The organism is Acidovorax delafieldii 2AN (genome assembly GCF_000175235.1).
GTDB classification, from domain to species: Bacteria; Pseudomonadota; Gammaproteobacteria; order Burkholderiales; family Burkholderiaceae_C; genus Acidovorax; species Acidovorax delafieldii_B.
The window spans coordinates 1-17,155 of the sequence record NZ_ACQT01000018.1 but is presented as its reverse complement, the minus strand read 5'-3'; the positions used below and the strand labels follow the sequence as shown (position 1 = coordinate 17,155).

Genomic DNA, 17,155 nt, shown 5'->3' with positions numbered 1-17,155 from the left:
GCGATGCGCCGTGCGGGCATCGTGCTTCACCGCAACGCACCTACCGCGCCACAGGAGTCTCGATGTCACGCCAGATTGTTCTCGATACGGAAACCACCGGTCTGTCCGCCGAAGGGGGCGACCGCATTATTGAAATCGGCTGCGTGGAACTGGTGTCGCGCAAGCTCACGGGCAACAACAAGCATTTCTATCTCAATCCCGAGCGCGACAGCCATGAGGATGCACTCAAGGTGCACGGAATCAGCAACGAGTTTCTGAGGGACAAGCCCAAGTTCGCAGCCGTCGCCGACGAGTTGCTCGAGTACCTGCAGGGGGCCGAGGTCATCATCCACAACGCGGCGTTTGACGTAGGCTTCCTGAACAAGGAACTCGAGCTGCTGGGGCGCCCGGCACTGCACACGTTTGTGGACAGCGTCACCGATACCCTGGCCATGGCCAAGGAGCTCTACCCGGGCAAGCGCAACTCGCTGGACGCGTTGTGCGACCGTCTGGGCGTGGACAATTCCGGGCGCACGCTGCACGGCGCCTTGCTCGACGCAGAGCTGCTGGCGGACGTGTACATCAATCTCACGCGCGGCCAGGATGCGTTGCTGATCATCGACGACGCGCAGGACAGCGCTGGCGGCGGCCATTTCGTGCAGATCGACCTGCGCAGTTTCACGTTGCCGGTGCTGCCGGCAAACGAGCAGGAAATCGCGGCCCATGAGGAGGTGCTGGTGCAGATCGACAAGGCCAGCGGCGGTAAAACAATTTGGCGATCTTTGCAGACGGCCTGAAAAGCTGTGCCATAATTGAAGGCTGTCGCAGCGACACGGGTGATTAGCTCAGCGGTAGAGCACTGCCTTCACACGGCAGGGGTCACATGTTCGATCCATGTATCACCCACCAAGCTCACGACAGATTTTTCGGGCACTTTCAATGAGGGTGACCACGGGTGATTAGCTCAGCGGTAGAGCACTGCCTTCACACGGCAGGGGTCACATGTTCGATCCATGTATCACCCACCAATACAAACCCTTGCAGGCGCATGTCTGCAAGGGTTTTTTCATGGTTCGCGCGCTGTTGAACATGAAGGCCGGGTATTGGCCGTTACAGTCAGATATTTCTGCCTACACGTCGCCTGAACGGTTCTGCGACCCTTCACCGCGTGCAGCGTGAATGGCCTCTTGCCGATCCTGTCGTCACTCCACCATGCTGGTCTACCACAACCCATTGCACCAAGGGCATGCGCCTGCCCATGAGTTCTTTCGCGGAGAGCGCGTGCCGTGCTTCGAAAGCCCAGCGCGCGCCGATCATGTGGAGGCCAGCCTCAGAGCGTGGGGCTGCTCCTTGCTGGCCCCCGATGTCGATAGCACCCCGGTCTTGCGCCAGGTCCACTCTGAGCGCTATCTGAAGTTTCTCGAGGGGGCGTGGCAACAGTGGCTGGCATTGGCCCCAGGCAATGCATCGGTGCAGCCGTTTCCCTCGGTATGGCCGGTCCGCACTTTGCGCAGCGACTTCGAATCCGACAATTTCATCGCACGGTTGGGCCTGTATTCCATGGACAACGGCACACCGCTGGCTTCGGGCACCTGGGCCGCGGTCAAGGCGGGGGCCGATGCCGCAGCCAGCGCGGCTGCGAGGGTGGCCGGAGGAGCGCGCGCCGTATTCTGTTGCACGCGCCCGCCTGGGCACCATGCCGGGCCCGATTTCATGGGGGGCTACTGCTTTATCAACAATGCAGCGGTGGCGACCCAGGCGTTGCGCAACCAGGGGGCGTCGCGCGTGGCGGTGCTCGATGTGGACTACCACCACGGCAATGGCACCCAGAGCATCTTCTACCACCGTGGCGATGTATTCTTCGCGAGCATCCATGGTGATCCCCGAACCGAATACCCGTTTTTTCTCGGTCATGCCGATGAGACCGGCGAGGGCGAAGGTTCAGGCTGCAACTTGAATCTTCCACTTCCCGCGGGCACCACGGCGGCCGTCTGGTTCGAGGCGCTGGAGCGGGCGTGTACTCGCATTGCCGGCTTTGGGGCCGATGCCCTGGTGGTTTCATTGGGGCTCGATACATACGAGGGCGACCCCATTTCGCGGTTTGCACTGGCTTCGGCCGATTTTTGCCCTATGGGGGCGCGTCTGGCACAGCTGAACTTGCCAACCGTGCTGGTGCTGGAAGGCGGCTATGCGGCTGCAGAACTGGGCATCAACGCGGTCCATGTGCTCGACGGCTTCGAGCAAGCCTGAAGGCTTTTTTGCAACAAGGAAAAATAGAGATGACGGACACAGTGGATAGCGTCGTGGTAGGCGCGGGCGTGGTGGGGCTCGCCGTGGCCCGTGCGCTGGCGCTCGACGGGCGTGAGGTGATGGTGCTGGAGGCTGCGGATGCCATTGGCACCGGCACCAGTTCGCGCAATAGCGAGGTCATTCATGCGGGCCTGTACTACCCGGCTGGCTCACTCAAGGCCCGCTTTTGCGTCACGGGGCGTGAGCAGCTGTATGCCTATTGCGCCGACCGCGGCGTTGCGCACCGACGGTGCGGGAAGTTGCTGGTGGCCACGTCACGAGAGCAGCTCGCAGGCCTTGAGTCGATCCGTACGCGCGCCGAGGCCAATGGCGTTCTGGATCTTCAGTGGCTCGACCGCGAGGCCGCCCGTGCATTGGAGCCGGCACTCGAATGCGTTGCGGCCCTGTATTCACCCAGCACCGGCATCGTGGACAGCCATGGGCTCATGCTGGCACTGCAGGGCGATCTGGAGAACGCGGGCGGGCTTGTTGCATTGAATTCGCCGCTTGCGCGCGCTGAATGTGGAGAGAGTGCTATTCTTTTGGAAGCTGAGGATGGCACCCGGCTGCAGGCAAGCACGGTGGTGAATGCCGCAGGGCTTTATGCCCCCACGCTTGCGCGGCGCTTCACGGGGTTGCACGAGCGCCATGTTCCGCCAGCGCACTACGCCAAAGGCAGCTATTTCACGCTCACGGCAAAGGCACCCTTTACCCACCTGATCTACCCGGTGCCCGAAGCGGCCGGATTGGGCGTTCACCTCACGCTTGACCTGGGCGGTCAAGCCAAATTCGGCCCCGACGTGCAGTGGGTCGATTCGCCCGACGATCTGCAGGTCGACCCGGCGCGGGGGCAGGCGTTCTACGCTGAGGTGCGCAAGTACTGGCCCGGTCTGCAAGACGGGGCGTTGGCCCCAGGCTATGCCGGTATTCGGCCCAAGATCCACGGAGCCGATGCGCCGGCAGCGGATTTCATGGTGCAGGGGCCGCGTGAACACGGGGTTGCAGGCCTCGTGAACCTCTTTGGCATCGAATCGCCGGGCCTCACCAGCGCCTTGGCCATCGCGGATTATGTGGCGCAGATGGTCCGTTCCGCATGAAATCTCGGGCGTGTCGTAACGTTTTGCGACGACGGAAGATGGCGGCCCATCGGGCATGTCGCTAAGATGATCCCAAGCCATCGCAGCACTCCTGCGCGATGGCGTTCACTGAATCCAACGAAAGGTATGTATGACTGCTTCCGACAGCACCACCACCCAGGGCGAACTCGAAAAATTGGTGTCTGATCTGCGCGGGCTGCTGGCCAGCAAGGACCTCGATTCGTTCCCCGAGATCAAGGTACTGCGCCAGCGCCTGGATGACGGTATGCATACGGTGCGCGAGTCTGCGGTGCGCGCCGCCCAGGAAGCTGCTCGCCAGGCCAAGGACGCGGCCCTGGCGGCCGACCGCTATGCCCATGACGAACCCTGGCGCGTGGCTGGGGCCGCGCTGGCGGTGGGCGCACTGGTGGGCTTTCTGCTTGCGCGCCGCTGATCGTCAGTCCTCCATCGCGCTGATGCGGCCAAGGCTCCTATGAACTGGCTCTCTCTGTTAGGACTGGAGGCGTTTGCCGCGCGATGGCGCGCAAATGTCATCGAGGGGGCCATCGCTGCCGAGGATCGGCTTGAGCTGGCACGCCTGGAGTGGCTTGATCAGAAGCAGCGATTGCAGCAGTTGCTGGTGTTGATGATCGCGGTCACCGGCCTGACCGTGGTGGCGCTGGTGCTGCTGTCCACCGCTGTGCTGGTGCATTTCTGGGAGAGCCCGCACCGCGTGCTGGTCGCCTGGATAGTTGCGGGCGTGTGGCTGCTGGCATGGTGCTCGGCTGCGTACAAGCTGGTTTCGGTGATGCGCAGTGCGGGCAATGCCTTTGCGCTCACCCGTCGCGAGCTGGCCCAGGACTGGCGCGACATCAAGGAGCGCTTGTGAGCTATTCCGAAGAATCCCTGCCCGTGCCGGGCACCGAAGCGCAACAACAGATCGTGGAGCGCATTGCGTTGCAGCGCGAACGCCTGCGCGCCCGGCGGGCTGCGCGGCTTCAGTCGCAGGCTCTGGCCGCCGTGGCCAACGGCAGTGATGCCGATGCGCCCCTGTTGCTGCGCGTGGTCGCTTTCACGCGGCAGCATCCGGCGGCCGTAGCAGCTCTGGCCGGGGTTGCAATGGCCGCCGGCCCGCGCCGATTGGTGCGTTGGGCCAGCGTCGTGCTTCCACTGGTAATGCGCCTGCGGCGATAGGACGGGTGGCAGCAGTTGCTGCCGCTTGTTCTTCTGACTGCGCGTCTTGTCTCGGTGCGAACCTCTCCGGTGCCCCCCCCCGGGGGCTGTGTTCAAGGGCCCCGGCGTTGCATTTCGGTCGTGCCACACCGTGAGCGTGGTAAGGCATCCGCATGCACCGCAATGCCCCAGGTTCTTCAGCCCATGGCTTTGATGGCCCGCGCTGCCTTCGACACGAGGGCCGGGCCCTCGTAGATCAGTCCGGTATAGATCTGCACGACATCCGCGCCCGCGCGGATCTTGCTTACCGCGTCTTCTGCGCTCAGGATGCCGCCCACGCCGATGATGGGGAAACGGCTGCCCAGGGCTGCACGCAGTTGCCGGATCACCTGATTGCTGGCTTCGAGCACGGGCGCTCCGCTGAGTCCGCCCTGCTGTTCGGAATGGGGCTGGCCCTTGACGGCCTCCCGGCTGATGGTGGTGTTGGTGGCAATCACGCCATCCATGCCGTGGCGTTGCAGGGTGGCCGCGATCACCGACACCTGGGCCTCGTCGAGGTCAGGGGCAATCTTGACGAAGATGGGCACGCGGCGCGCCTTGGTACCGCCCTTGCCATCGTTCTGCGGGTATTGTCCTGCCAGAGTTTCGCGGCGTTCGGCAATGGCGCCCAGCAGGGCATCCAGGGCTGCATCGCTTTGCAGCGCGCGCAAGTTTTGTGTGTTGGGTGAACTGATGTTGATCGTGACGTAGTCGGCATGCGGATACACGCCGTCGAGGCAGGTGAGGTAGTCGCTGGTGGCACTGTCGATGGGAGTGCTGGCGTTCTTGCCGATGTTCAGCCCCAGCAGCATGGGGTGCTTGCGGTGCAGCGTGCGAAAGCGGGCCTGCTGCACGTTATGGATGAAGGCGTCCAAGCCATCGTTGTTGAAGCCCAATCGATTGATCAGGGCCCGGGCCTCGGGCAGGCGGAACATGCGGGGCTTCGCGTTGCCGGGCTGCGCCTTGGGCGTCACCGTGCCGACCTCCACGAAGCCAAAGCCCATGGCACCCAGCGCATCGATGCAGCGGGCATTCTTGTCCAGGCCTGCCGCGAGCCCTACGCGGTTGGGAAAGGTGAGCCCAGCCAGTTCGATGGGGTCATCCACCGTTTCATGGCACCACGCCCACTGCATGGGGGTGTGCTGGCCGCGTGCCAACATGCCCATGGTGAATTCGTGGGCGGCTTCGGCATCCATGCCAAACAGAAAGGAGCGGGTGAGGGCGTAGGGGATCAGTGACATGGGGGGATAATTCGACGATTACCCTCTGATTCTCCCCCATGACGACTTCCTCTCCCCTGACCCAAGACGAACTCAAGGCCCTGGTGGGCCAGGCTGCCCTGCAGTATGTGGTGCCCGGCGACATCGTGGGGGTGGGCACCGGCTCCACGGTCAACAAGTTCATCGACGCCCTGGCGGGCATGAAGGACCAGATTCGGGGCGCCGTCTCCAGTTCGATCGCGAGCACGGAGCGCCTCAAGGCGCTGGGGATTGCGGTATTCGATGCCAATGATGTCGAATCGCTGGCGGTGTACATCGACGGTGCGGACGAAGTCGACGGCCAGGGATACATGGTGAAAGGCGGCGGCGCCGCACTCACGCGCGAGAAAATTGTGGCGGCACTGGCGCGCCGTTTCGTCTGCATCGTCGACGAATCCAAGCTCGTGCCTTCGCTGGGGCGCTTTCCCTTGCCGGTGGAGGTGATTCCCATGGCCGCTCAGCACATCGGGCGACGCTTCGCCGCGCTCGGTGGCGAAGCGCGCTTGCGCCTCAAGGACGGTGAACCATTGGTGACAGACAACGGCCAGCACATCCTGGATGTGACCGGCCTTTCGATCACCGACCCCCTGGCATTCGAGTCCGAGGTGAACCAGTGGCCTGGCGTGGTGACGGTGGGGGTGTTCGCGCACCAGAAGGCGTCGGTTTGCCTTATGGGCACGGCCCAAGGCGTGGTGAAGACCTTCACCTACTGAGGCGCGCCAAAAGCCCGGGCTGTACCAGCCCGGGCTTTTTCAGAAGCGGATACCTGCCGGGTTGCTGGGCGTGGGGCCGTCTACAGGGGCTGGTGCCGGCCGCTGCCGCTGTGCCGGCGCACGGGGTTCACGGGTTTCGGTCACGTCGGGGGGCGCAGGCTGTGCGGCCTTCACGGCCACGAGGGGTGCGGCGGGTGGACGGCGATAGTTCGAGGGCAGTTGCGACTGCTTGGGGTATCCCGCGGCATTCAGGTACTGGGTCCACTCGGCATCGGAGAAACCGGCCAGTTGCTGCCCGCCAATGGTGCCGAACGGCAGGCTGGAGCTGCCGCTCAGGCGCTGCAGTGCCTCGATGTCTTCGTTCGTGCTGATGGTGCGTTCGGTGAATGGAATGCCCCGCCCGATCAGCAGGCTGCGGGCGCTGTTGCAGGGCGCGCAGTCGCTGCCGGTGTAGAGCGTGACCGGAAACCGCGTGGCGACCTGCTGAAGCTCGTAGGGCAGGGCTGCGCCTCCTGCGGGTGAGCCGGGGGCTGTGGTCTGGGCGGGCTTGGCATTGTTGTCGGGGGCGCGATCCGAGAAGGTGACCTTCCCATCTGGCCCGACGATGCGGTAAACGGCCTGTGCCTGGACTCCGGCAACGGCCAGGCCCATCAGCAGCGAGGCGAGCAAGGATGCACGCAGTGGCTTGCGCATGTGAATCTCCTCGGAAAGCGAAGTCTGTGCAAAAAAGGCCTAGTCTGCCATGCCCTGGTGGCGCAGCAGGGCGTCCAGGGTGGGCTCGCGGCCACGGAACGCCTTGAACGATTCCATGGCAGGGCGGCTGCCGCCCGCCTCGAGAATGGCCTGTCGGTAACGGCGTCCGGTTTCCGTGCTGGGCAGGCCATCGCTGCCTGCCGTTTCCTCAAAGGCCGCGTAGGCGTCGGCGCTCAGCACCTCTGCCCACTTGTAGCTGTAGTAGCCCGCCGCGTAGCCGCCCGCAAAGATATGGCTGAACGTGTGGGCCGTGCGGCTGAACGATGGCGGGGGCAGCACCGACACCTCGCTGCGCACTTCGGCCAGCAAGGGCATGAAGTCCTGGTCCGGGTCGTGATCGGTGTGCAGCAACATGTCGAACAGGGCATATTCGATCTGCCGGAGCGTCTGTATGCCGCTTTGGAAGTTCTTGCCAGCGATCATCTTGTCGAACAGCGCGCGGGGCAGCGGAGCACCGGTGTCGACATGCGCCGTCATGTTGCGCAGGACGTCCCACTCCCAGCAGAAGTTTTCCATGAACTGGCTGGGCAATTCGACCGCATCCCACTCGACGCCGCTGATGCCCGACACGTCACGCTCGTTCACCTGCGTGAGCATGTGGTGCAGGCCATGGCCGAATTCGTGGAAGAGCGTGATCACGTCGTCGTGGGTGAGCAACGGTGGCTTGCCGTCAATGCCTTCGGCGAAGTTGCACACCAGGTGCGCCACCGGCGTCTGCAACACCCCCGTGTCCGGCCGCAGCCAGCGGGTGCGCACGTCGTCCATCCAGGCGCCGCCGCGCTTGCCGGTGCGGGCAGGCTGGTCCAGGTAGAACTGGCCGACCAACTGGCCGTTGCGCTCAATGCGGTAGAACTCGACGGCCGGGTGCCACACGGGGGCGCTGTCCGGGTGGATCGACACTTCGAACAGCGTCTCGATGATCTTGAAGAGCCCTGCCAGAACCTTGGGTGCTGTGAAGTACTGCTTGACTTCCTGCTCGCTGAAGGCATAGCGCGCCTCTTTGAGCTTCTCGCCCAGGTACGGCCAGTCCCATGCCTGCGGGTCGTGTAGAGCCAACTGGTGGGTGGCGAACTCGCGCAGGTCGGCCACGTCTTTTTCCGCGTAGGGGCGCGCACGGCGCGCCAGATCACGCAGGAAGGTGACGACTTCCTCGGGCGACTGCGCCATCTTGGGCACGACCGACACCTGGCCAAAATTGTCGTACCCCAGCAAATGGGCTTCTTCACGGCGCAGCGCCAGGATTTCGCGGATGAGCGCCGTGTTGTCGAAACGCCGCGCATCGCCTTCGGCCTGATCGGACGCGCGCGTCACGTAAGCCCGGTACATGGTTTCACGCAGGGCGCTGCGCGTGGCGAATTGCATCACGGGCAGATAGCACGGCATCTTGAGCGTGAGCTTGTAGCCGGTCTTGCCTTCGGCCTGGGCAGCGGCCAGAGCGGCCTGCTGTACGTCCGGCGGCACGCCGTCGAGTTCTTCGGCGCTGGCGTAGTAGGCGAAGGCATCGGTCGCGTCGAGTGCGTTCTCGCTGAACTTCTGGCTCAGCTCGGCCTGGCGTTCCTGGATCTGGGCAAACCGTTCCTTGGCAGCACCGGTCAACTCCGCGCCGCTGAGGACAAAGTTGCGCATGGCGTTCTGGTGCGCGCGGCGCTGCTCTGGCGTGAGGGTGGCGGGATCGATGGCCTTGTACTTGGCATACAAGCGCTCATCGGCACCGAGCCGGGTCCAAAACTCGGTGACGCACGGCAGGGCGGCGTTGTAGGCCGCGCGCAGCTCGGGGGTGTCGGCCACGCTGTTGAGATGGCTTACAGCCCCCCAGGCCCGCCCCAGATGCTCGGTGGCAACGTCCAGCACCTTCGCCATGGCATCCCAGCGCGCGGGAAAGTCCGCAGCGGTGACCGTTTCAAGGGCCGCGTTGGCCTTCTCGAGCAGCACATCCACGGCAGGCGCGACATCGTCTGGGGTGATCCGGTCGAACCGGGGAAGGTCGGAGAAGTCGAGGAGGGCGTTGCTCATGCGGTTTCAGATGGCGCCATGCAGCGCAGGTTCAAGTTGCGGGGATGGCTGGATGCCGCCGGCTTTCAGGCGCCGGCGGCGCGCTCGGCGGCTTCCAGCGTATTGACCAGCAACATGGTAATGGTCATGGGCCCCACCCCTCCGGGCACAGGGGTGATCCAGCCGGCCACGCTTTTCACGCCCTCGAAGTCCACGTCGCCGCAGAGCTTGCCCTCGTCGTTGCGGTTCATGCCCACATCCAGCACCACGGCGCCGGGCTTGACCATGTCGGCCGTGAGCACGTTGCGCTTGCCTACTGCCGCCACGATCACGTCGGCCTGAAGGGTCTGGGCCTTGAGATCGGCCGTGCGCGAGTGGCAGATGGTCACGGTGGCATCTTTTTGCAGCAGCATCAGCGCCATGGGTTTGCCCACGATGTTGCTGCGGCCGATGACCACGGCATGCTTGCCGCGCAGGTCGTAGCCGATGGATTCGAGCATCTTCATGCAGCCATAGGGCGTGCAGGGCCAGAAGCCGGGCATGCCCGTCATGAGGGCGCCTGCGCTGGCGATGTGGAAGCCATCCACGTCCTTGGCGGGCGAGATGGCCTCGATGACCTTTTGCGCATCGATGTGCGCGGGCAGGGGCAGTTGCACCAGGATGCCGTGGATCGCGGGGTCGTTGTTGAGTGCCTCCACGCGCGCCAGCAGGGCGGCTTCGCTCATGTCGGCGTCGTACTTCTCGAGTACCGAATGCAGGCCGCTGTCCTCGCACGCCTTGACCTTGTTGCGCACATAGACCTGCGAGGCAGGGTTGTCACCGACCAGCACCACCGCCAGGCCCGGCGTGGTGCCGCGGGTTTTGAGGGCGGCCGCGCGCTGGGCGACTTCGGTGCGCAATTGGCGGGACAGGGCGTTGCCGTCGATGAGTTGGGCTGTCATGGCGAAAATATCAATCAAAAAGCCTTGAGGCGCTTATTGGGTGAGCGCCTGCAGCTATCAAATACTGAGCGGATGAGGGTGGGGTGGCGGGCCGGTCGGTCAACCCTTGGGCGCGTTTTGGCCCAGGGCAATCTTGAGCAGATCGGCCACGGTGTTGGCGTTGAGCTTTTCCATGATGTTGGCGCGGTGCGCCTCCACGGTCTTGATGCTGATGCCCAGGTCGTCGGCGATCTGCTTGTTCAGGCGGCCCGCCACGATGCGCTCGAGCACCTGCGCTTCGCGGCCGGTGAGCTTGGACAGCAGCGCATCGCGGCTGGCGGCCTGCTGGTAGCCTGCGAAGGCTTCGCGGGCGTGGTCCAGCATGCGCTCGACCAGACCCACCAGTTCTTCCTCGTCAAAGGGCTTCTGGATGAAGTCGAGCGCGCCTTTCTTCATGGTGTTCACGGCCATGGGCACGTCGCCGTGGCCGGTGATGAAGACGATGGGCAGCGGCGATTTGCGCTCGATCAGTCGGTCCTGCAGCTCCAGCCCCGTCATGCCGCCCATGCGGATGTCCACGATCAGGCAGGCCACTTCGCGCGGGTCGTAGCGCGAGAGAAAGGTTTCGGCCGAATCAAAGCAACGCACCCGGTAGTCCTTGCCTTCCAGCAGCCACTGCAGGGAATCGCGAACCGCTTCGTCGTCGTCCACTACGTACACGGTGCCTTTTTTCGGAATCAAACTCATGCAATTGTCCTCGGGGGTTGTGCGTTTGCTACAGAATTTGTAGTGGCATCCACAGGCTTGGCAAGCGGAAGCCAGAAGGAGAACCGGCAGCCTGTGACCTCGGAACCATTGTAGAGGTTCTCTGCCTGCATTCGGCCGTGGTGCGATTCGACGATGCTGCGGCACAGGTTCAGGCCCATGCCCATGCCTTCTTGCTTGGTGGAGAAAAAGGCCTCGAAGAGGCGTTCGAGCACTTCGGGGGCCAGACCCTTGCCGGTGTCCTGCACCGAGAACTCCACCACTTCGTGGTCGTCGATGTGCTTGGGCACCACGCGCAGCTCCACGCTGCGGTTGGGGGCGGGGCGGTTGGCATGCTGGATGGCCTCGGCGCCGTTCTTCATGAGGTTGACCAGCACCTGCTCGATGAGGATGGTGTCGGCCATCACGGGGGGCAGGCGGGCCGCGACGTAGTGGGTCAGGCGCACGTTGTGGCGGCGCAGTTCGATGTCGGCCAGCTCGACCGCTTCGTTCACCATGGAATGCACGTCGGCCAACGTCCGGTTGGGCTCGCTCTTTTTCACGAAAGCGCGGATGCGCTGGATGATCTGGCCCGCGCGCTGCGCCTGGTGTGCAGTCTTTTGCAGCGCGGACAGCAGGGCCTCTTCGGTGATCTGGCCGCTCTGGATGCGTGAGACCATGCCGCTGCAATAGTTGCTGATGGCCGTGAGCGGCTGGTTGAGTTCGTGCGCCACGCTCGACGCCATCTCGCCCATGGTGATCAGGCGGCTGACGGACTGGGCACGTTCGGTCTGGCGCGCCGCCTGTTCTTCGGCCAGCCGGCGGGGCGTGATGTCGGTGGCAATGACCATCTGGGCCAGACGTCCGTCCACCCAATTGAGGTAACGCGAGCGTACCTCCAGCCATTTGCCCAGCTCGGGAAGATAGATCTCGGCGTTTTCGGTGCGTGCGCTGGTCAGCGGGTCGGTGGGCAGTCCCATCAGTCCGTCCTCGTCGTCCATGCCCGTGGAGTTGCTGGCTGTGGAGGGCACCACGCCGGCCTGGGCCACCAGTTGCAGGTGCCCCACGGTTTGCGAGCCGAACCACTGGCGGTAGAGCTTGTTGGCGAAAAGCAGCTCCTGGCTGCCGAGTGGCGCCACCGATACCGATGCATCCAGCGATTCGAGCACGATGGTGAAGCGCTCGTACGAGGCCGACAGCTGCTCGCGGATGCGGTTCGGCTCGGTGATGTCGGTCATCGACGTCATCCAGCCGGTCTGCTGGCCGTGGGCGTCGATCAGCGGCGACACATACAGGCGGGCGTCGAACTGGGTTCCGCTCTTGCGGCGCACGCGCACCTGGAAGCCGCCGGCCATGGTGTTGCCATTGATCTCGTCGCGCAGCTTGGCGTACAGGGCTTCGTAGTCGGAATCGGGCCAGTAGGGGAAGGGTGCCTTCAGGCCCACCAGCTCAGCTTCGCTCCAGCCGGTCATCTGGCAAAACGCCGCGTTCACGTAGGTGATGCGCCCTTCGAGATCGAGTGCGCGCATGCCGGTCAGGATGGAGTTCTCCATGGCGCGGCGGAAATTGGTTTCTGCCACCAGCGCCTGCTGGGCCTGCATGCGGCGGCGGGTGTGCCGCCAGGTGGCGATCAGCATCCAGGCCGTCATGGCGCTGAGCGTGCCCACCAGCCAGAAAAGGCCGCTGCCCACCACGCCCAGCGAGGTGCGGTACGCCTGTGCGCGCAGCACCAGCCCGTTGCCTACGGGCGACACGGGCACCTCATATTCGTTGGCGCGCGGGCTCCAGGGCAGCAGTTGCGTGGCGGGGTTGCGCGGGGCCAGCGGCGTACCGGCCAGCACCTGGCTCTTGCCGTCGAGCAGCGTCACGGCATAGCGCGCCAGCACTTCGGTGGGCGTGCCGTAGCGCAGCAGGCTGTCGATCGAATATTCGCCCAGCACCACGCCGCTGAATTTGCCCTGGTGGTTGAGGGGCACCTGCAGCTGCAAGAGCGGGGTCGAGTCGCCCTCGCTGGCCTCGGGCTGCGAATACACGGGTTGCTGCAGGTCGCGCGCCAGGCCGAAGGTGTCGGCGGTGTCTCCAGGCGTGAGCACCTCGCCGGCCACCCGCAGGTCGCTGCTGGCCAGCGTGGGGGCTGCGTGGCTGGCGCGGATGCGCCGCTTGTCGTCGATCCAGGTGATGGCCTGCAGCTCGGGGTATTGGCTGATCAGGGCCTCCGCGCGCCCCACGAACTCGGGGCGCTCTAGTTCCTGGTTGGACAGGTCGCGCGCGATGCGCATGAGCTGTTCCTGCCGCTCCAGCAGGCGCAGCCGCACGCGCTGCTGGGCATATTCCACATCGCGCTTGAGGGCTTCCTGTTCGCGTTCGGCTTCTTCGGCGCGTAAATACCAGAAGGCGGCCACGATAGCCGCCATGAACATCAGCACGGCGGCCAGCGGCGCCAGGGCGGCGAAACGGTCCTGCCGGGTGGGTGAAAGGCTGCGCCACCAGGTCCGCCACCAGCGCGCGGGTGCCGCGATGGCAGAGGCCTGCGCGGGCTCGGGGAGGGGGGCGGCAGTCTTGTCCATGCCCCGAGTGTAGGGGAGGCGGGCCTGCTCCCCCTTTGCGCCGCAGCCGATGTGCAATCGCAGCAAATTATCATTATATGAAATCAATAAGCATAATTTGAAATTCAAAAAATTTATGCGAAACTCGGGGCAACGGACTAAATTGCACCCATATACATAGGAGACATGCATGTCAGCTCAGCCCGACTCCCAGGCCGCAAACGCCTCCACGTCTGCCCTCGACATCGATCAACAGGAAATCAGGGAGTGGATGGACGCGCTGTCCGCCGTCATTGAAAAAGAGGGCCCAGAGCGCGCCCACCACCTGCTCGAACAACTGCTCGAGCACGCGCGCCAGAGCAGCATCGACATGCCGTTCTCGGCCAACACCGGCTATGTGAACACCATCGAGACCGACAAGGAAGAGCGCTCTCCCGGCAACCTGCAACTGGAAGGCCGACTGCGCGCCTACATGCGCTGGAACGCCATGGCCATGGTGGTCAAGGCCAACCGCCACCATCCGCCCGAGGGCGGCGATCTGGGCGGGCACATCGGCTCCTTTGCCTCGCTGGCCAACCTGTTTGGCGCGGGCTTCAACCATTTCTGGCACGCCGAGAGCGAGAACCACGGCGGTGACTGCCTCTATATACAGGGCCACGTGTCGCCCGGCGTGTATGCGCGTGCCTATCTGGAAGGGCGCATCAGCGAAGAGCAATTGCTGAACTTCCGCCAGGAAGTGGGCGGCAAGGGCCTGTCGAGCTACCCGCACCCCAAGCTGATGCCCGAGTTCTGGCAGTTCCCCACGGTGTCGATGGGCCTGGGCCCGCTGATGGCCATCTACCAGGCGCGTTTCCTCAAATACCTGCATGCCCGCGGCATTGCCAACACCGAGAACCGCAAGGTCTGGGCCTTCCTGGGCGACGGTGAAATGGACGAGGTCGAATCGCTGGGCGCCATCAGCCTGGCGGCCCGCGAGAACCTCGACAACCTGATCTTCGTCATCAACTGCAACCTGCAGCGACTGGACGGCCCGGTGCGCGGCAACGGCAAGATCATCCAGGAGCTCGAAGGCGAATTCCGCGGCTCCGGCTGGAACGTCATCAAGCTGATCTGGGGCAAGGGCTGGGACGACCTGCTGGCGCGCGACAAGGACGGCGCGCTGCGCAAGATCATGATGGAATGCAACGACGGCGACTACCAGTCGTTCAAGGCCAACGACGGTGCCTACGTGCGCAAGCATTTCTTCGGCCGTGACCCGCGCACGCTCGAGATGGTTGCCCACATGAGCGACGACGAGATCTGGAACCTGCGCCGCGGCGGCCACGATTCGCAAAAGGTCTACGCGGCCTTCGCCGCCGCGACGGCCCACAAGGGCCAGCCCACGGTGTTGCTCGTCAAGACGGTGAAGGGCTTTGGCATGGGCAAGATCGGCGAGGGCAAGAACACCGTGCACCAGACCAAGAAGCTGGGCGACGAAGACATCAAGGCCTTCCGCGACCGTTTCAACATCCCCATCCCCGACAGCCAGATCGCCGACCTGCCGTTCTACAAGCCGGCCGATGACACACCAGAGATGCGCTACCTGCACGAGCGCCGCAAGGAACTGGGCGGCTACCTGCCGCACCGCCGCACCAAGGCCGACGAACACTTCACCGTGCCATCGCTGGACGTGTTCAAGGCCATCCTCGAGCCCACGCCCGAGGGCCGCGAGATCAGCACCACGCAGGCCTATGTGCGCTTCCTCACCCAGTTGCTGCGCGACCAGGCCCTGGGCCCGCGCGTGGTGCCCATTCTGGTGGACGAAGCCCGCACCTTTGGTATGGAAGGCCTGTTCCGCCAGATCGGCATCTACAACCCGCATGGTCAGCAGTACACCCCGGTCGACAAGGACCAGGTCATGTACTACAAGGAAGACAAGGCCGGCCAGATCCTGCAGGAAGGCATCAACGAGGCCGGCGGCATGGCCAGCTGGATTGCCGCGGCCACCAGCTACAGCACGAACAACCGGATCATGATTCCGTTCTACGTGTACTACTCGATGTTCGGCTTCCAGCGCGTGGGCGACCTGGCATGGGCTGCCGGCGACATGCAGGCGCGCGGCTTCCTGCTGGGCGGCACCTCGGGCCGCACCACGCTCAACGGCGAAGGCCTGCAGCATGAAGACGGCCACAGCCACATCCTGGCCAACACTGTTCCCAACTGCGTGAGCTACGACCCCACCTTCGCGCACGAAGTGGCGGTGATCATGCAGCATGGCCTCAAGCGCATGGTCGAGCTGCAGGAGAACGTGTACTACTACATCACGCTGCTCAACGAGAACTACGCCATGCCCGGCCTTACGGCAGGCACCGAAGAACAGATCATCAAGGGCATGTACCTGTGCAAGCCGGGCGCCGACGCTGCCAGCGCGCCGCGCGTGCAGTTGCTGGGTTCTGGCACCATCCTGCGCGAATCGTTCTTTGCGCAGGAACTGCTGGCCACCGACTGGGGCGTGCAGGCCGATGTGTGGAGCTGCCCGAGCTTCAACGAATTGACCCGCGACGGCCAGGACGCCGAGCGCTGGAACTTGCTGCACCCGCTGGAAACGCCGCGCCTGCCGTTCGTGGCCCAGCAATTGAACAGGTCGTCGGGCCCCGTCGTGGCCTCCACCGACTACATGAAGGCCTACGCCGAGCAGATCCGCCCCTTTGTTCCCAAGGGCCGCACCTACAAGGTGCTGGGCACCGACGGCTTTGGCCGCAGCGATTTCCGCAGCAAGCTGCGCGAGCATTTCGAGATCGATCGCCACTACATCGTCGTGGCCGCGCTCAAGGCGCTCAGCGAAGACGGCGCTCTGCCCGCTGCCAAGGTGGCTGAAGCCATTGCCAAATATGGCATCCAGGCCGACAAGGCGAATCCGCTGTACGCATAAACCGAACCGGAGGCGTACTGTGGCCCCCCACACTCATATTCATTCGCTGCCCCCCAAGGGGGCGCATGCCTCCTTTGAGGCGGCTCGGCAGGAGGCATAACATGGCATTGGTAGACATCCAGGTCCCAGACATCGGGGATTTCGACGAGGTCGGCGTGATCGAATTGCTGGTCAAGCCCGGTGACGTGGTCAAGGCAGAGCAGTCCCTGATCACGGTCGAATCTGACAAGGCATCGATGGAGATTCCCTCCAGCCACGCGGGCGTGGTCAAGGAACTGCGCGTGCAGCTGGGCGACAAGGTCAAGCAGGGCTCGGTGGTGCTGACGCTCGAGGTGGCCGAGGCAGCCGCAGCAGCAAACAGTGCTCCTGCCCAGACACCGCAAGCGCCTGCCGCTACGCAAACGATAGCGCCAGCGGCCGCCACCGCCGCAACACCCGCCGCGGCAGCGGCATCCGCAGGTCCGCTGGAAGTGCGCGTGCCCGACATCGGCGACTTCAAGGATGTGGCCGTCATCGAACTGCTGGTCAAGCCCGGCGATACCGTCCGGCTAGAGCAATCGCTGTTCACCGTGGAGTCGGACAAGGCATCGATGGAGATCCCGTCGCCCGCCGCTGGCGTGGTGAAAGAACTCAAGGTCAAGGTGGGCGACAAGGTCAACATCGGCGATCTCGTGGCGGTGCTGGACGGTGTGGCCGGAGGCGTACCTGCCGCCGCTCCAGCGCCTGCGGTCTCGGCACCTGCAGCAGCCGCGCCAGCACCA

At 64.3% G+C, this 17,155-nt stretch carries 15 protein-coding genes and 2 tRNA genes; 11 read left to right on the top strand and 6 right to left on the bottom strand.

Going from position 1 to position 17,155, the window contains the following annotated elements:
• Nucleotides 1-62 precede the first annotated feature (62 nt).
• From dnaQ to ACDELDRAFT_RS05010, 8 genes are all read left to right on the top strand, one after another.
• Nucleotides 63-776, top strand: a complete 714-nt coding sequence (dnaQ, locus tag ACDELDRAFT_RS05045; protein WP_005794097.1) for a DNA polymerase III subunit epsilon — start codon at nt 63-65, stop codon at nt 774-776.
• A 37-nt stretch (nt 777-813) separates the two neighbouring features.
• Nucleotides 814-888, top strand: a tRNA-Val gene (locus tag ACDELDRAFT_RS05040).
• A gap of 44 nt (nt 889-932) precedes the next feature.
• A tRNA-Val gene (locus ACDELDRAFT_RS05035) sits at nt 933-1,007 on the top strand.
• Nucleotides 1,008-1,191: 184 nt separating this feature from the next.
• Complete coding sequence (locus ACDELDRAFT_RS05030) at nt 1,192-2,229, top strand: histone deacetylase family protein (RefSeq protein ID WP_005794095.1); 1,038 nt, start codon at nt 1,192-1,194, stop codon at nt 2,227-2,229.
• Nucleotides 2,230-2,258: 29 nt separating this feature from the next.
• The gene (locus ACDELDRAFT_RS05025) at nt 2,259-3,365 is read left to right on the top strand and encodes an NAD(P)/FAD-dependent oxidoreductase (protein WP_005794094.1); all 1,107 of its coding nucleotides are present in this window, start codon (nt 2,259-2,261) and stop codon (nt 3,363-3,365) included.
• Between the two features lie 130 nt (nt 3,366-3,495).
• The gene (locus ACDELDRAFT_RS05020) at nt 3,496-3,798 is read left to right on the top strand and encodes a DUF883 family protein (protein WP_005794093.1); all 303 of its coding nucleotides are present in this window, start codon (nt 3,496-3,498) and stop codon (nt 3,796-3,798) included.
• Nucleotides 3,799-3,837: 39 nt separating this feature from the next.
• A complete protein-coding gene (locus ACDELDRAFT_RS05015) occupies nt 3,838-4,233 on the top strand; it encodes a phage holin family protein (RefSeq protein WP_005794091.1) in 396 nt (131 codons plus the stop codon).
• Complete coding sequence (locus ACDELDRAFT_RS05010; protein ID WP_005794090.1) at nt 4,230-4,538, top strand: hypothetical protein; 309 nt, start codon at nt 4,230-4,232, stop codon at nt 4,536-4,538. The genes ACDELDRAFT_RS05015 and ACDELDRAFT_RS05010 overlap by 4 nt, the downstream gene beginning before the upstream one ends.
• A 176-nt stretch (nt 4,539-4,714) precedes the next feature.
• Here ACDELDRAFT_RS05010 and ACDELDRAFT_RS05005 read toward each other — a convergent pair whose 3' ends face one another.
• Nucleotides 4,715-5,797 (bottom strand): quinone-dependent dihydroorotate dehydrogenase, encoded by a 1,083-nt coding sequence (locus tag ACDELDRAFT_RS05005; RefSeq protein WP_005794088.1) that lies wholly within the window; start codon nt 5,795-5,797, stop codon nt 4,715-4,717.
• 38 nt (nt 5,798-5,835) lie between these two features.
• Here ACDELDRAFT_RS05005 and rpiA point away from each other — a divergent pair, with 38 nt between their 5' ends.
• Nucleotides 5,836-6,528, top strand: coding sequence for a ribose-5-phosphate isomerase RpiA (gene rpiA / locus ACDELDRAFT_RS05000; protein ID WP_005794087.1), 693 nt, complete (start codon nt 5,836-5,838; stop codon nt 6,526-6,528).
• Nucleotides 6,529-6,567: 39 nt separating this feature from the next.
• Here the strand turns inward: rpiA and ACDELDRAFT_RS04995 are convergent, their stop codons facing one another.
• From ACDELDRAFT_RS04995 to ACDELDRAFT_RS04975, 5 genes are all read right to left on the bottom strand, one after another.
• A complete protein-coding gene (locus ACDELDRAFT_RS04995; protein WP_005794085.1) occupies nt 6,568-7,221 on the bottom strand; it encodes a glutaredoxin domain-containing protein in 654 nt (217 codons plus the stop codon).
• A 39-nt stretch (nt 7,222-7,260) separates the two neighbouring features.
• Nucleotides 7,261-9,294 (bottom strand): M3 family metallopeptidase, encoded by a 2,034-nt coding sequence (locus ACDELDRAFT_RS04990; protein WP_005794083.1) that lies wholly within the window; start codon nt 9,292-9,294, stop codon nt 7,261-7,263.
• Between the two features lie 65 nt (nt 9,295-9,359).
• A complete protein-coding gene (gene folD / locus ACDELDRAFT_RS04985) occupies nt 9,360-10,214 on the bottom strand; it encodes a bifunctional methylenetetrahydrofolate dehydrogenase/methenyltetrahydrofolate cyclohydrolase FolD (protein WP_005794082.1) in 855 nt (284 codons plus the stop codon).
• A gap of 99 nt (nt 10,215-10,313) precedes the next feature.
• Entirely contained in the window at nt 10,314-10,940 is a 627-nt protein-coding gene (locus ACDELDRAFT_RS04980; RefSeq protein WP_005794080.1) for a response regulator transcription factor, read from the bottom strand.
• Nucleotides 10,937-13,504, bottom strand: coding sequence for a PAS domain-containing sensor histidine kinase (locus tag ACDELDRAFT_RS04975; protein ID WP_005794079.1), 2,568 nt, complete (start codon nt 13,502-13,504; stop codon nt 10,937-10,939). Before ACDELDRAFT_RS04975 ends, ACDELDRAFT_RS04980 begins: the two co-directional genes overlap by 4 nt.
• 169 nt (nt 13,505-13,673) lie before the next feature.
• Between ACDELDRAFT_RS04975 and aceE the strand changes: the two genes are divergently transcribed.
• Both aceE and ACDELDRAFT_RS04965 read left to right on the top strand, forming a co-directional pair.
• A complete protein-coding gene (gene aceE, locus ACDELDRAFT_RS04970; protein WP_005794078.1) occupies nt 13,674-16,394 on the top strand; it encodes a pyruvate dehydrogenase (acetyl-transferring), homodimeric type in 2,721 nt (906 codons plus the stop codon).
• A 101-nt stretch (nt 16,395-16,495) separates the two neighbouring features.
• Nucleotides 16,496-17,155: biotin/lipoyl-containing protein (locus ACDELDRAFT_RS04965; protein ID WP_005794076.1), on the top strand; the 660-nt coding region annotated here is incomplete at its 3' end.